The sequence below is a fragment of the Bacillus sp. FSL R5-0712 genome (assembly GCF_038593285.1).
GTDB classification, from domain to species: Bacteria; Bacillota; Bacilli; order Bacillales; family Bacillaceae; genus Bacillus; species Bacillus safensis.
Window position 1 is genome coordinate 104,528 of sequence record NZ_CP151981.1, and the last position, 14,943, is coordinate 119,470.

Consider the following 14,943-nt stretch of genomic DNA (forward strand, 5'->3'; position numbering starts at 1 on the left):
ATTCTCTCCATCAGGTTTGGTGGCGATAGCGAAGAGGTCACACCCGTTCCCATACCGAACACGGAAGTTAAGCTCTTCAGCGCCGATGGTAGTTGGGGGTTTCCCCCTGTGAGAGTAGGACGCCGCCAAGCTTCTATAAGGATCAGTTCCAGTCGGAACTGGTCTTTTTTGTGTTTTTGAGAGGTTTGATACCATATAAATGTGGAAATAATATTGTTAGTTGAGCGATTATCTTGAAAAATCGATCGAAAAAATTTATAGTAAGATTAAAGTCAAATATAGTCAAAGTCAATGGAGGAGGAGGCGGAGTGGCACAAAATATTTCTGATATCATCGAGCAGTATTTGAAGGAAGTCTTGGATCAGAACGGTCGAGAAATATTAGAAATTAAGCGCAATGAAATTGCAGATAAATTTCAATGCGTACCTTCACAAATTAACTATGTTATCAATACACGCTTTACGAGCGAGAGAGGCTATATCGTTGAAAGTAAGCGTGGCGGCGGTGGCTATATCCGCATCATTAAAGTCAAAATGAATGATGAAGTCGACTTATTGAACAACATTATTTCCCAAATATATCATCGTTTATCACAGGCTGCATCTGATCATATCATCATGCGTCTTGTTGAAAATAACATTTTATCTGAAAGAGAAGCTAAGATGATGATTAGTGTCATGGATCGTTCTGTATTGCATATTGATTTACCTGAACGTGATGAACTGCGTGCTCGGATGATGAAAGCGATGTTAAATGCTTTGAAATTAAAGTAAAGCGGGTGAAAAGATTGATTTGTCAAGAATGTAATGAGAGACCAGCCACTTTTCACTTTACGAAAGTTATAAATGGAGAAAAACAAGAAATGCACATATGTGAACAATGTGCAAAAGAAAACAGTGATTCATATGCTATGAGTGGAAACCAAGGTTTCTCGATTCACAACTTATTATCAGGCTTATTGAATATTGATCCTAGCTTCACCACAAGTGCTAACAAGGGCTCGTCTATTTTTCAAGAAGCGAAAGAAGTGGATCAATGTCCTAAGTGTGGCTTAACCTTTCAGCAGTTCAGAAAAACAGGCCGATTTGGCTGTGCAGAATGCTATCGTACATTTGATCAGTATCTGAACCCTGTTTTACGGAAAGTCCATAGTGGAAATACAGTCCATAATGGAAAAGTCCCTAAACGAATTGCCGGCAGCCTGCATGTTCGCCGGAAACTTGAGTTAATGCAGCAAGAGCTGAAGCAGCTGATTGAACAGGAAGAGTTCGAAAAGGCAGCGGAAGTTCGAGATCAAATTCGTGCATTAGAGCATGAGCAATCTCAGCAGAGGGAGGGAGATTAACGACATGTCGCTCCAGCATTTTATTCAAGACGCTCTAAGTCAGTGGATGAAACAAAAAGGACCAGAAAGTGACATTGTTCTAAGCAGTCGTATCCGGCTAGCTCGCAATCTAGAGCATGTTCGTTTCCCAACTCAGTTTTCTCAAGCTGAAGCTGAAGCTGTTCTCCAGCAATTCGAACAAAAGTTTGCTAGCCAGGAAGTGAAGGACATTGGAAACTTTGTTCTGATTCGAATGAATGAAACGCAGCCTTTAGCAAAGAGGGTACTTGTTGAAAAGCATTTGATTAGCCCCAATTTAGCTGAATCAAGATTTGGCGGCTGTTTGCTTTCTGAAAATGAAGAAATCAGTGTGATGCTGAATGAAGAAGACCATATTCGAATCCAATGCTTATTCCCAGGTTTTCAGCTAGCCAATGCATTAAAAGCGGCTAATCAGGTAGATGACTGGATTGAAGAGCAAGTGGATTATGCGTTTTCTGAAAAGCGAGGATACTTAACAAGCTGTCCGACCAATGTAGGTACAGGTATTAGGGCTTCGGTCATGATGCATTTACCAGCATTAGCGCTCACAAGACAAATGAATCGGATTATTCCGGCCATTAATCAATTAGGTCTTGTGGTCAGAGGAATTTATGGTGAGGGCAGCGAAGCAATAGGAAACATCTTTCAAATATCAAATCAAATGACACTTGGTCAATCAGAAGAAGACATTGTAGATGACTTGAATAGTGTGACCGCTCAGCTCATTGAACAAGAGCGATCTGCACGAAAAGCTTTATATCAAACATCTAAAATTGAACTTGAGGACAGAGTGTACCGTTCCTTAGGGATTTTGGCCAATTGTCGTATGATTGAATCAAAGGAAACAGCAAAGTGTTTGTCAGATGTGCGGCTTGGAATTGATTTAGGTATCATTAAGGGGCTTTCAAGTAATATACTGAATGAACTCATGATTTTGACTCAGCCCGGCTTCCTTCAACAATATTCAGGAGGAGCCTTGGAGCCAAATGAACGAGATATAAAACGAGCAGCGATTATTAGAGAAAGGCTGCGCTTAGAAATGCATAGGAATGGACAGGAGGATGAAACGATATGATGTTTGGAAGATTCACTGAAAGAGCTCAAAAGGTATTAGCACTTGCACAAGAAGAAGCCATTCGCCTAGGCCATAAAAACATAGGTACTGAGCACATTTTACTTGGCCTTGTACGTGAAGGTGAGGGCATCGCTGCCAAAGCGTTAGAAGCACTGGGCCTTGTTTCAGATAAAATCCAAAAAGAAGTCGAAAGCTTGATTGGAAGAGGGCAAGAGGTGTCTCAAGCTATTCCTCATTATACGCCTAGAGCGAAGAAGGTCACTGAGCTTTCAATGGATGAAGCAAGAAAGCTAGGTCATTCCTATGTAGGGACAGAACATATTCTATTAGGTCTTATTCGTGAGGGAGAGGGTGTCGCTGCCCGTGTCTTAAATAACCTCGGAGTGAGCTTAAATAAAGCACGTCAGCAAGTCCTGCAGCTGCTTGGAAGCAATGAAACAGGTGCATCTGCGGCCGGCTCTAATAGCAATGCCAATACACCAACACTAGATAGCTTGGCGAGAGATTTGACAGCTATCGCAAAAGAGGACAGCTTGGACCCTGTCATTGGCCGAAGCAAAGAAATTCAACGTGTCATTGAGGTTCTAAGTAGAAGAACAAAAAATAACCCTGTGCTGATTGGTGAGCCTGGTGTTGGTAAAACAGCCATCGCAGAAGGTCTTGCACAGCAAATTATTCATAACGAAGTGCCTGAAATCCTGCGCGATAAACGAGTGATGACACTGGATATGGGAACTGTTGTAGCTGGGACGAAATATCGTGGTGAATTCGAGGATCGTTTGAAAAAAGTGATGGACGAAATTCGCCAGGCAGGAAATATCATTCTCTTTATCGACGAGCTTCATACACTCATTGGTGCTGGTGGAGCAGAGGGCGCGATTGATGCGTCTAATATCTTGAAGCCATCCTTAGCACGTGGTGAGCTTCAATGTATTGGGGCAACAACGTTAGATGAGTACCGTAAATACATTGAAAAGGACGCTGCGCTTGAACGACGTTTCCAGCCAATTCAAGTAGATCAGCCGTCTGTTGATGAAAGTATTCAAATCTTAAGAGGGCTTAGAGACCGGTATGAAGCACATCACCGTGTGTCTATTACAGATGAAGCGATTGAGGCGGCGGTGAAGCTGTCTGACCGTTATATTTCTGACCGATTCCTTCCAGATAAGGCGATTGATTTAATTGATGAGGCAGGTTCGAAAGTCCGTTTACGTTCGTTCACAACACCGCCTAACCTAAAAGAGTTAGAGCAAAAGCTGGATGAAGTACGCAAGGAAAAGGATGCGGCAGTTCAAAGTCAAGAATTTGAAAAAGCAGCTTCTCTTCGCGATACAGAGCAGCGTTTGCGTGAAAAAGTAGAAGTGACAAAGAAATCATGGAAAGAAAAGCAGGGACAAGAGAATTCAGAGGTATCTGTAGATGATATCGCAATGGTCGTTTCCAGCTGGACGGGAGTGCCTGTTTCGAAAATTGCTCAAACGGAGACAGATAAGCTTCTGAACATGGAACAATTGCTTCATTCTCGCGTGATCGGACAGGATGAAGCGGTTGTCGCTGTAGCCAAAGCGGTGAGACGTGCGCGTGCTGGCCTGAAAGATCCGAAGCGTCCAATCGGCTCCTTTATCTTCTTGGGTCCAACAGGGGTTGGTAAAACGGAGCTTGCAAGAGCACTCGCTGAGTCTATTTTCGGTGATGAAGAAGCAATGATCCGTATTGATATGTCTGAATACATGGAGAAACACTCTACATCCAGACTTGTTGGGTCACCTCCAGGCTATGTGGGCTATGATGAAGGTGGACAGCTGACTGAAAAAGTGAGAAGAAAACCTTATTCTGTCGTTCTTTTAGACGAGATTGAAAAGGCGCATCCAGATGTATTTAATATCTTACTGCAAGTGTTAGAAGATGGTCGTCTGACAGATTCTAAAGGGCGTACCGTTGACTTTAGAAATACGATTTTGATCATGACATCAAACGTTGGAGCTAGTGAGCTGAAGCGCAATAAATATGTTGGCTTTAACGTGCAGGATGAAAGTCAAAATTACAAGGATATGAAAGGCAAAGTGATGGGCGAGTTGAAACGTGCGTTTAGACCTGAGTTTATCAACCGTATTGATGAAATCATTGTCTTCCACTCGCTTGAGAAGAAACATCTCAAAGAGATCGTGTCTCTCATGTCTGATCAATTGACAAAACGATTAAAAGAACAAGACCTATCAATTGAATTGACGGAAGCAGCAAAAGCGAAAATTGCCGACGAAGGAGTAGATCTTGAGTACGGTGCGCGTCCGTTAAGAAGAGCGATTCAAAAGCATGTAGAAGATCGACTTTCTGAGGAGCTTCTGAAGGGGAATATTGAAAAAGGTCAACATATCGTATTAGATGTGGAAGATGGAGAAATTGTCGTAAAAGCGACGGCTGCTACGAACTAATATAGTAAGAAAAAAGTGTGAGGCATACCAGCAAGGTGTATGCCTCCCTTTACTTATTTTCTGACCAGTATAAGGAGTTGTATTCTTCAATCTATGGCTAAGACAAAATCAAAATTTATATGCCAATCGTGCGGTTATGAGTCAGCCAAATGGATGGGGAAATGTCCAGGCTGCGGCACGTGGAACAGTATGACAGAAGAGGTCGTTCGCAAAGAGCCGGCAAACCGTCGAAGTGCTTTTAATCATTCTGTTCAAACCATTCAAAAACCTTCACCTATATCTGCAATTGAAACATCCGAAGAACCCCGAATTAAAACAAATTTAGAAGAATTTAACCGAGTATTGGGAAGTGGAATTGTCAAAGGTTCTCTTGTTCTCATCGGCGGAGATCCTGGGATTGGGAAGTCCACATTGTTATTACAAGTATCAGCACAGCTCTCAGACAAAAATCAGAATGTGTTATACATATCTGGTGAGGAGTCCATTAAACAAACGAAGCTAAGAGCGGACCGCCTTGGCATTGAAAGCGCCTCTTTACATGTTTTGGCTGAAACCGATATGGAGTATATAACGTCTGCTATACAGGAGATGAAACCTGCTTTTGTTGTGGTGGATTCGATTCAAACCGTTTATCAAAGCGATATCACGTCAGCTCCCGGCTCTGTATCTCAAGTTAGAGAATGTACAGCGCAGCTGATGAAGATTGCCAAAACAAATGGTATTCCTATTTTTATCGTTGGTCACGTGACCAAAGAAGGCTCGATCGCAGGTCCACGCCTTTTAGAGCATATGGTGGACACAGTTCTTTATTTTGAAGGCGAGCGTCATCATACGTTTCGTATTTTACGGGCGGTCAAAAACCGATTTGGTTCAACGAATGAATTGGGGATTTTTGAAATGAGAGAGGAAGGGCTCACGGAAGTATTAAACCCATCAGAAATCTTTTTAGAAGAGCGGTCGGCAGGTGTATCTGGTTCGTGTGTTGTTGCCTCAATGGAAGGAACAAGACCCGTACTTGTCGAGATACAGGCGTTAATTTCCCCGACAAGCTTTGGGAATCCGCGAAGAATGGCCACTGGCCTTGATCATAATCGAGTATCGCTGCTCATGGCAGTTTTAGAAAAACGCGTGGGGCTGCTGCTGCAAAACCAAGATGCCTATTTAAAGGTCGCAGGCGGTGTGAAGCTTGACGAACCGGCGATTGACTTAGCTATTGCCGTCAGTATTGCATCAAGCTTTAAAGATGCAGCGCCGCATCAAGCGGATTGCTTTATAGGAGAGGTCGGTCTGACGGGAGAAGTCAGAAGAGTATCAAGAATTGAACAGCGAGTGCAGGAAGCTGCAAAACTAGGATTTAAGCGAATGTTTATTCCTCAGGCGAATCTAGACGGATGGAAAAAGCCGAGAGGGATTGAGTTAGTTGGTGTAGAAAATGTAGCGGAGGCACTTCGAATTTCACTAGGGGGATCATAGAAATGGAAAAAGAGAAAAAAGGAGCGAGAGAACTCGATCTCTTAGATATTGTACAGTTTGTGGCACCAGGAACACCTCTGCGGGCAGGGATTGAAAACGTCCTGAGAGCCAATACTGGCGGGCTCATTGTAGTTGGTTATAATGACAAAGTAAAGAGTGTGGTAGATGGAGGATTTCACATTAATTCAGCCTTCTCCCCAGCACATTTATATGAATTGGCGAAGATGGATGGAGCCATTATTCTTAGCGATTCTGGTCAAAAAATCTTGTATGCGAATACACAGCTGATGCCAGATGCAACCATTCATTCATCGGAAACAGGCATGAGGCACCGGACGGCTGAACGTGTAGCAAAGCAGACAGGCTGCTTAATTATTGCTATTTCTGAACGGAGGAACGTCATTACCTTATACCAAGGGAATCGTCGTTATACGCTGAAAGATATTGGCTTTATTTTAACAAAGGCTAATCAAGCCATTCAAACACTTGAGAAATATAAAACGATTTTAGATCACGCCATTTCTGCGTTAAGCGCCCTAGAATTCGAAGAGCTTGTGACCTTTGGGGATGTATTATCCGTGCTGCACCGCTACGAAATGGTACTCAGAATCAAAAATGAAATCAATATGTATATCAAAGAGCTTGGAACAGAGGGACACTTGATCCGTCTGCAGGTCAATGAATTGATTACAGATATGGAGCAGGAAGCGGCTTTATTTATTAAAGATTACGTGAAAGAAAAGATTAAAGATCCGTATGTGCTGCTTAAACAACTTCAAGATATGTCGAGCTTTGAGCTTTTAGATGATTCCATTCTGTACAAGTTACTTGGATATCCAGCTTCTACAAATATTGACGAATATGTGTACACAAGAGGATACAGATTGCTCCATAAAATCCCTAGACTGCCAATGCCAATCGTCGAAAATGTGGTTGAAGCATTCGGTGTGCTAGATCGAATTATGGAAGCAGATGTACAAGAATTGGATGAAGTAGAAGGAATTGGAGAAGTAAGAGCGAAAAAGATAAAAAAAGGTTTAAAAAGGTTACAAGAAAAACATTATATCGACCGTCAGCTTTAAGAAGAGAAATTTTCCTCTACTACGGTTAAAAATGGATGAATATGGGTATATTAATGATGGTTTTGTTTTCTGTTGCTCATGATAGGAAACTTAAACATATATCAATGTCAGATGAAGGTGGATTGACAGATGAAAAATAAAGGAGGTGAAGGTATGTTAAAAAGAATCGTTCAGGCGTTTTTTATCATTTTGGGTGCAGTTGTGGGGATTTTTATCATTCCAGAGTTATTTCTGCTTTTAAATTTAAAGGACATACCTTTCATAACAAATGCTTACTCTTCAGCACTAATAGGAGCCGTTGTGTTCTTCATCATTGGTAAATGGTGCACAGGTTATGTGGTAAATTGGGTGAAATGGATCGAGGATTCTCTATTGAAGGCGCCTCTTCCTGATCTTATATCTGGAAGTTTCGGATTAGTATTTGGACTTATTCTAGCATATCTTATTGTAAACGTGATCCCGCTAAACAATATCCCATATCATATTTTTGGTACCATTATTCCGATTTTCCTGGCTTTCTTTTTAGGATACCTTGGGTTTCAGGTAGGCTTTAAGAAGAAGGATGAAATGATAGGGCTGTTCTCCCGATCTGCAAAGGTCACAAAGAAAAAAGGAGCAGCTGATGATGAACCTGAAATAGAAGATAAAAAGCTGAAAATTTTAGACACAAGTGTTATCATTGATGGAAGAATCGCAGATATTTGCCAAACTGGATTCTTAGAAGGTGTCATGGTCATTCCTCAATTTGTACTCGAGGAATTACAGCATATTGCAGACTCTTCAGATGTATTAAAGAGAAATAGAGGCCGAAGAGGTCTTGATATTTTAAATCGTATTCAAAAAGAATTGGATATCAAAGTTGAAATTTACGAAGGTGACTTCGAAGACATTCAAGAGGTTGATAGCAAGCTTGTGAAGCTGGCGAAATTAACTTCAGGTGTTGTTGTGACCAATGATTTTAATTTAAATAAAGTATGCGAACTTCAAAAAGTAGCAGTGTTAAACATCAATGATCTAGCCAATGCCGTTAAACCGGTTGTACTGCCTGGGGAAGAAATGAAGGTACAGGTCATCAAAGATGGGAAAGAGCATAACCAAGGTGTTGCTTACTTAGATGACGGGACGATGATTGTGGTCGAGGAAGGACGCAATTACATTGGAAAAGACATTGACGTGCTCGTCACAAGTGTGCTGCAGACTGCTGCTGGAAGAATGATTTTTGCGAAGCCAAAACTTCTGGAGAAGGCGCTCTAAAGGGAGAACGAACATGTATTATGAAGTAGTTATTCCGGCTGCGGGGCAGGGGAAACGAATGAAGGCCGGCCGCAATAAGCTTTTTATTGAGCTGAAAAGAATGCCGGTCATCATTCATACACTAAAGGTGTTTGACGCTCATGCGCAATGCAAACGAATGATCCTAGCGATCAATGAAGAGGAGCGTCAAGACTTTGAAAGGCTACTCAAGGTACACGCTTTTCAAACGCCTGTTTCACTTGTCACTGGCGGTGAAGAACGTCAGCAAAGTGTATACGAAGGATTAAAGGCTGTGAAAGATGCGGACATCGTGCTTGTTCATGATGGGGCAAGGCCTTTTATTAAGCATACACAGATTGACTTGCTCGTTAAAGCGGCGATTGAAAAAGGCTCCGCAGTTGTAGCGGTACCAGTGAAAGACACAATCAAACGCGTTCAAGAAGGCAAAGTGGAACAAACCATTGAACGTCAGAGCTTGTGGGCAGTCCAGACCCCACAAGCTTTTCGTCATTCTATTTTAAAAGAGGCGCATGAATATGCGGAGCGGACAGGCTTCCTTGGAACAGACGACGCCAGTCTTGTTGAACAATTACAAGGTGAGAATGTGTATATTGTCCAAGGAGACTATACCAATATTAAGCTGACAACACCGGATGATTTATTGGTTGCCAAGGCAATTATGGATGCGGAAAGAGGGTACTAGATCATGTTGAGAATAGGACAAGGTTTTGATGTACATCAATTAACAGAGGGAAGACCTCTAATTATCGGCGGGGTCACCATCCCTTATGAAAAGGGACTGCTAGGGCATTCAGATGCTGACGTACTGCTTCACACAGTGGCAGATGCATGCCTTGGTGCGATTGCTGAAGGAGATATCGGCAGACATTTCCCAGACACAGATCCTGAGTTTAAGGATGCAGATTCTTTTAAATTATTGCAGCATGTGTGGGCACTTGTGAAAGAAAAGGGCTACACACTTGTGAATATTGACTGCACCATCATGGCGCAAAAGCCTAAAATGGCACCTTACATTCAACCAATGTGTGAGAAAATTGCAGAAGCGCTTGAGGCCGATGTCACACAGGTGAATGTCAAAGCAACAACGACAGAGAAACTCGGATTTACAGGAAGAGGAGAAGGAATTGCCTCTCAGGCAACAGTGCTTCTTCAGAAAAAGTAAAATCCATTTTGATGAGAATAGGTTTTGATGATAAAATACGTTTATAAAAAATTGGTGTCAGACAACATGATGCAGATGAAAGGAAGTTAAACTCATGGGAAATGAAGTGCGTGTTCGTTATGCACCGAGTCCAACTGGTCATTTACATATTGGGAATGCTAGAACGGCTCTTTTTAACTATTTGTTCGCACGCAGCCAAGGCGGCAAATTTATTATTCGAATCGAGGATACGGACCAAAAGCGTAATGTAGAAGGCGGGGAGGAAAGCCAGCTTCGCCACCTGCAATGGCTCGGTATTGATTGGGATGAGAGCATTGATAAAGATGGCGGTTACGGTCCTTACAGACAATCAGAGCGAAATGATATTTACAAAAAATATTATGACGAGCTCTTAGAGAAGGACTTGGCGTATAAGTGCTATTGTACGGCTGAAGAGCTAGAGGCAGAGCGTGAAGCACAAATCGCCCGCAGTGAAATGCCTCGATATTCTGGTAAATGCAGTCATTTATCAAAAGAAGAAGAGGACAAGCTAATTGCTGAAGGAAGAGAGCCAAGCATCCGCTTCCGAGTGCCAAAAGGAGAAATCATCAAATTTGACGACATGGTTAAAGGCGATATTTCGTTTGAAACAGATGGCATCGGTGATTTTGTTATTGTGAAGAAAGATGGCACGCCAACTTATAACTTTGCCGTAGCCGTGGATGATCATTTGATGAAAATGACTCACGTTCTTCGCGGAGAGGATCATATTTCAAATACGCCTAAACAAATTATGGTTTTTAATGCATTTGGCTGGGATGTTCCGCTATTTGGACATATGACGTTGATTGTGAACGAAAACCGCAAGAAATTAAGTAAACGTGATGAATCAATTATTCAATTCATCGAGCAATATAAGAATTTAGGATATTTACCTGAAGCTCTGTTTAACTTCATTGCATTACTTGGATGGTCTCCAGTGGGCGAAGAAGAACTGTTTACAAAAGAGCAATTCATCGACATTTTCGATGTGAATCGACTTTCTAAGTCACCAGCTCTATTTGATATGCATAAACTAAAATGGGTGAACAACCAATACGTGAAAGCACTTGATCTTGATCAGGTTGTGGCACTAACACTTCCGCATCTTCAAAAAGCAGGCAAGGTAAGTGAGCAGCTGACAGAAGAAGAAAACACATGGGTACGCAAGCTTATTTCTCTGTATCACGAACAATTAAGCTACGGAGCAGAAATTGTTGAGTTAACAGAGTTGTTCTTTAAGGAGCAAATTGAGTATAATCAAGAGGCAAAGGAAGTTCTAGCAGAGGAGCAAGTACCAGAAGTGATGGCATCTTTTGCAGGTCAGCTTGAACAGCTTGAGTCTTTCACACCTGATGAAATCAAGGCTGCCATTAAAGCGGTACAAAAAGAAACAGGGCATAAAGGCAAGAAACTATTCATGCCGATTCGTGTGGCTGTCACAGGACAAATGCATGGCCCAGAACTTCCGCAAAGTATTGAATTACTAGGTAAAGAAACGGTATTAAACCGCATTAAACAAATATAAGGAAATCGTTGCGAGGGAGAAGTACAATGTACTCGTCCATCACAGAAAGAGTCTCCACCGGCTGAAAGAGACTTATGGGCAGACATTGGAAATGCACCCTCAAGACCCTTGAGGAACACGTACGTTAGTATGCAAGGGCGGTACCCTCCGTTATGGGATTAAGTTGAGAAGGCTGAAAGATAAGTAGCTTTCTAAACAGAGTGGAACCGCGTTTTCAAAACGTCTCTGTCATTTAGCAGAGGCGTTTTTTATTTGTCCAAAAAAAGAGAGCAAGTCCTAAGAGAGATTCATGGGGGAAGAGGGGGGAGCATGTGTTTTTCAAAATGCTGAAAGAAGATATTGATACTGTGTTTGATCAAGATCCTGCTGCTAGAAGCTATATTGAAGTAGTGCTAACCTATTCAGGGCTTCATGCGATTTGGGCTCACCGTATTGCGCACGCATTTTATAAGCGGAAGCTGTATTTTATTGCGCGGATCATTTCTCAGGTCAGCCGCTTTTTCACAGGGGTGGAAATTCATCCGGCGGCAACCATTGGCAGGCGGTTCTTCATTGATCACGGCATGGGCGTCGTGATCGGGGAAACATGTGAAATTGGAGACAACGTCACTGTTTTCCAAGGCGTGACATTAGGGGGAACAGGGAAAGAAAAGGGAAAGCGGCATCCGACCATTTTAGATGATGCCCTCATTGCGACAGGTGCCAAGGTGCTTGGTTCTATCACGGTTGGAAAAGGGTCCAAGATTGGTGCAGGGTCGGTCGTGTTAAAAGACGTCCCAGACCATTCCACTGTTGTAGGTATACCTGGGCGAGTGGTCGTTCAAAATGGAAAGAAAATCAATCGTGATCTCAACCATCAAGATTTGCCAGATCCAGTTTCCGATCGTTTTAAAGAATTGGAACGAGAAATGGAAAAGCTAAAAGGTGAGCTGGCTTCATTGAGCAGAAAGGAAGAACAATCATGACAATCAATATTTATAATACATTGACACGTAAGAAGGAAGAATTTGTCCCGCTTGAGCCAGGAAAGGTCAAGATGTATGTGTGCGGACCAACCGTTTATAACTACATTCATATCGGAAATGCTAGACCTGCTATTGTTTATGACACTGTACGTAAGTATTTAGAATACAGCGGTTACGATGTGAACTTTGTATCAAACTTTACAGATGTGGATGATAAACTCATCAAGGCAGCCAATGAACTCGGAGAAGATGTGCCGACAATTGCTGATCGTTTTATCCAAGCCTACTTTGAAGACGTCAGTGCGCTCGGCTGCAAAAAAGCAGACCTTCACCCGCGAGTGACGGAAAACATGGATGATATCATTGCGTTTATTGCGACATTGATTGAAAAAGGCTACGCCTATGAAGCAGATGGTGACGTGTATTACAGCACACGCTCATTTGAAGGTTATGGAAAGCTTTCTCACCAATCAATTGATGAACTGAAGACGGGTGCTCGTATTCGTGTAGGTGAAAAGAAACGAGATGCGCTGGACTTTGCCCTTTGGAAGGCTGCAAAGGATCAGGAAATCTCTTGGGATAGCCCGTGGGGCAAAGGACGCCCAGGCTGGCACATCGAATGCTCGGCAATGGTCAAAAAATATTTAGGTGATACGATCGACATTCATGCTGGTGGACAGGATTTAACATTCCCTCACCATGAGAATGAAATTGCCCAATCTGAGGCTTTGACAGGGAAGCCTTTTGCGAAATATTGGATGCATAACGGGTATATTAATATTGATAATGAAAAAATGTCAAAATCACTTGGCAACTTTGTGCTCGTGCATGACATTGTGAAAGAACAAGATCCTGATGTGCTCCGCTTCTTTATGTTGTCGGTTCACTATCGCCACCCAATTAACTACTCAATGGATTTATTAGAAAGTACAAAGAGTGCGTTTAACCGACTCAAGACATCGTATGCGAATTTACATCACCGTCTTGAGAGCAGTACGAATATCACGGAAGACAATGCTGAATGGCTGGAAAAAATTGAAGAGCAGCGTGCGACATTTATTTCTGAAATGAATGATGACTTCAATACGGCAAATGCGATCTCTGTTTTATTCGAATTAGCGAAACAGGCGAATTATTATATGGAAAATGATCATACTTCGGAGGAAGTGATCAAGGCATTTATCGGCTTGTTCCAAGAAATTACGTCTGTTCTCGGCTTCTCATTAGAAGAAAAGCACACGCTTGACGAAGAGGTAGAAGCGTTAATTGAAAAACGCAATGAAGCTAGAAGAAATCGTGACTTTGCCCTATCTGATCAAATTCGTGATCAATTAAAGAACATGAATATTGTGTTGGAGGACACTCCTCAAGGTACTCGTTGGAAAAGAGGAGATTAGGCAATGTTGAATTTTGAAAAGCTGAAAGACGGTAAACAGCTGAACGGACTTGCGCTGGCTTATATGGGTGATGCCATTTTTGAAGTTTATGTGAGGCATCACCTCCTCCAAACGGGGGCGACAAAACCAAATGAGCTGCACAAACGAGCAAGCAAAATTGTTTCAGCTAAATCACAGGCTGCTATTTTATTTACGCTTCAGCAGCAAGGCTTTTTCACTGAAGCAGAAGAAGCGGTGCTGAAAAGAGGAAGAAACGCAAAATCAGGCACAGTGCCTAAAAACACAGACGTTCAAACGTATCGTTATAGTACAGCGTTTGAAGCGCTCATGGGGTATTTATTTATCGAAAAGCAGGACGAACGCTTAGAAGAGCTGATTGGTCAGGCGATTGAAATCGGAACGTCAGGGAGGAAGACAAATGAGTCAGCAACATGATTATGTCATTGGGAAAAATGCAGTGATTGAAACACTGAAGTCAGATCGGGAGTTATACAAGCTCTGGATGGCGGAAAACACTGTAAAAGGACAAGCCCAGCAGGTCATTGAACTCGCTAAAAAGCAAAATATCACCATTCAGTATGTTCCGAGGAAAAAGCTTGATCAAATGGTTACAGGTCAGCACCAGGGAATCGTTGCACAAGTAGCAGCATATGAATATGCAGAATTGGACGATCTGTATCAAATCGCTGAAAAGCGGAATGAACAGCCTTTCTTTCTGATTTTAGATGAAATTGAAGACCCGCATAATTTAGGATCTATTATGCGTACGGCAGATGCTGTAGGTGCACATGGGATTGTCATTCCGAAAAGGAGAGCGGTCGGTCTAACAACAACAGTTGCTAAGGCATCCACTGGAGCAATTGAGCATATTCCTGTTGCAAAAGTGACCAATCTTTCAAGAGCCCTTGATGAAATGAAAGAAAGAGGAATCTGGGTTGCGGGAACAGATGCGTCTGCTAAACAGGATTACAGACAATTTGATGGCACAATGCCGCTGGCTCTTGTGATTGGCAGTGAAGGAAAAGGAATTGGCCGATTGATTAAAGAAAAGTGTGATTTTCTGATTAAACTGCCTATGGCCGGGAAGGTTACTTCGTTAAACGCATCAGTTGCGGCTGGTCTATTGATGTATGAAGTGTATCGAAAACGTTATCCGTTAGGAGAATAGAG

Annotated in this window: 14 protein-coding genes, 1 rRNA gene and 1 other annotated feature; all 15 genes read left to right on the forward strand. The window is 42.3% G+C overall.

What is annotated here, in order from left to right:
* Positions 1-15 precede the first annotated feature (15 nt).
* Positions 16-131: ribosomal RNA gene (gene rrf, locus NSU11_RS00565) — 5S ribosomal RNA — on the forward strand.
* A gap of 177 nt (positions 132-308) precedes the next feature.
* Positions 309-773, forward strand: coding sequence for a CtsR family transcriptional regulator (locus NSU11_RS00570; RefSeq protein ID WP_003217184.1), 465 nt, complete (start codon positions 309-311; stop codon positions 771-773).
* Positions 774-787: 14 nt separating this feature from the next.
* Positions 788-1,345 (forward strand): UvrB/UvrC motif-containing protein, encoded by a 558-nt coding sequence (locus tag NSU11_RS00575; protein ID WP_024425862.1) that lies wholly within the window; start codon positions 788-790, stop codon positions 1,343-1,345.
* Between the two features lie 4 nt (positions 1,346-1,349).
* Entirely contained in the window at positions 1,350-2,441 is a 1,092-nt protein-coding gene (locus NSU11_RS00580) for a protein arginine kinase (RefSeq protein ID WP_024425579.1), read from the forward strand.
* Positions 2,438-4,873, forward strand: a complete 2,436-nt coding sequence (gene clpC / locus NSU11_RS00585) for an ATP-dependent protease ATP-binding subunit ClpC (RefSeq protein ID WP_007496263.1) — start codon at positions 2,438-2,440, stop codon at positions 4,871-4,873. Before NSU11_RS00580 ends, clpC begins: the two co-directional genes overlap by 4 nt.
* Before the next feature lie 93 nt (positions 4,874-4,966).
* Positions 4,967-6,346: a DNA repair protein RadA gene (gene radA, locus NSU11_RS00590; RefSeq protein ID WP_024425863.1), complete on the forward strand. Its 1,380-nt coding sequence runs from the start codon at positions 4,967-4,969 to the stop codon at positions 6,344-6,346.
* A 2-nt stretch (positions 6,347-6,348) separates the two neighbouring features.
* Positions 6,349-7,428: a DNA integrity scanning diadenylate cyclase DisA gene (gene disA / locus NSU11_RS00595; protein ID WP_024425581.1), complete on the forward strand. Its 1,080-nt coding sequence runs from the start codon at positions 6,349-6,351 to the stop codon at positions 7,426-7,428.
* 153 nt (positions 7,429-7,581) lie between these two features.
* Positions 7,582-8,682 (forward strand): PIN/TRAM domain-containing protein, encoded by a 1,101-nt coding sequence (locus NSU11_RS00600; RefSeq protein WP_197202702.1) that lies wholly within the window; start codon positions 7,582-7,584, stop codon positions 8,680-8,682.
* Between the two features lie 13 nt (positions 8,683-8,695).
* Positions 8,696-9,385 (forward strand): 2-C-methyl-D-erythritol 4-phosphate cytidylyltransferase, encoded by a 690-nt coding sequence (gene ispD, locus NSU11_RS00605; protein ID WP_024425583.1) that lies wholly within the window; start codon positions 8,696-8,698, stop codon positions 9,383-9,385.
* 3 nt (positions 9,386-9,388) lie between these two features.
* Complete coding sequence (gene ispF, locus NSU11_RS00610) at positions 9,389-9,865, forward strand: 2-C-methyl-D-erythritol 2,4-cyclodiphosphate synthase (RefSeq protein ID WP_003216928.1); 477 nt, start codon at positions 9,389-9,391, stop codon at positions 9,863-9,865.
* 94 nt (positions 9,866-9,959) lie between these two features.
* Positions 9,960-11,411, forward strand: coding sequence for a glutamate--tRNA ligase (gene gltX / locus NSU11_RS00615; RefSeq protein WP_342493749.1), 1,452 nt, complete (start codon positions 9,960-9,962; stop codon positions 11,409-11,411).
* Positions 11,411-11,641: a binding site (T-box leader), on the forward strand. Its footprint overlaps the gene before it by 1 nt.
* An 81-nt stretch (positions 11,642-11,722) precedes the next feature.
* Entirely contained in the window at positions 11,723-12,376 is a 654-nt protein-coding gene (gene cysE, locus NSU11_RS00620; RefSeq protein WP_024425585.1) for a serine O-acetyltransferase, read from the forward strand.
* A complete protein-coding gene (gene cysS, locus NSU11_RS00625) occupies positions 12,373-13,773 on the forward strand; it encodes a cysteine--tRNA ligase (protein WP_149126069.1) in 1,401 nt (466 codons plus the stop codon). Before cysE ends, cysS begins: the two co-directional genes overlap by 4 nt.
* A gap of 3 nt (positions 13,774-13,776) precedes the next feature.
* Entirely contained in the window at positions 13,777-14,208 is a 432-nt protein-coding gene (locus NSU11_RS00630; protein ID WP_024425587.1) for a Mini-ribonuclease 3, read from the forward strand.
* Positions 14,192-14,941: a 23S rRNA (guanosine(2251)-2'-O)-methyltransferase RlmB gene (gene rlmB / locus NSU11_RS00635; protein WP_024425588.1), complete on the forward strand. Its 750-nt coding sequence runs from the start codon at positions 14,192-14,194 to the stop codon at positions 14,939-14,941. Before NSU11_RS00630 ends, rlmB begins: the two co-directional genes overlap by 17 nt.
* Positions 14,942-14,943 lie beyond the last annotated feature (2 nt).

Excerpts from the sequence above, each read along its gene's own strand:
- radA (WP_024425863.1), top strand. The coding sequence starts at position 4,967 with ATGGCTAAGACAAAATCAAAATTTATATGCCAATCGTGCGGTTATGAG.
- ispF (WP_003216928.1), top strand. The coding sequence starts at position 9,389 with ATGTTGAGAATAGGACAAGGTTTTGATGTACATCAATTAACAGAGGGA.
- cysS (WP_149126069.1), top strand. The coding sequence starts at position 12,373 with ATGACAATCAATATTTATAATACATTGACACGTAAGAAGGAAGAATTT.
- disA (WP_024425581.1), top strand. The coding sequence starts at position 6,349 with ATGGAAAAAGAGAAAAAAGGAGCGAGAGAACTCGATCTCTTAGATATT.
- NSU11_RS00600 (WP_197202702.1), top strand. The coding sequence starts at position 7,582 with ATGTTAAAAAGAATCGTTCAGGCGTTTTTTATCATTTTGGGTGCAGTT.
- gltX (WP_342493749.1), top strand. The coding sequence starts at position 9,960 with ATGGGAAATGAAGTGCGTGTTCGTTATGCACCGAGTCCAACTGGTCAT.
- clpC (WP_007496263.1), top strand. The coding sequence starts at position 2,438 with ATGATGTTTGGAAGATTCACTGAAAGAGCTCAAAAGGTATTAGCACTT.
- NSU11_RS00580 (WP_024425579.1), top strand. The coding sequence starts at position 1,350 with ATGTCGCTCCAGCATTTTATTCAAGACGCTCTAAGTCAGTGGATGAAA.
- ispD (WP_024425583.1), top strand. The coding sequence starts at position 8,696 with ATGTATTATGAAGTAGTTATTCCGGCTGCGGGGCAGGGGAAACGAATG.
- NSU11_RS00630 (WP_024425587.1), top strand. The coding sequence starts at position 13,777 with ATGTTGAATTTTGAAAAGCTGAAAGACGGTAAACAGCTGAACGGACTT.
- rlmB (WP_024425588.1), top strand. The coding sequence starts at position 14,192 with ATGAGTCAGCAACATGATTATGTCATTGGGAAAAATGCAGTGATTGAA.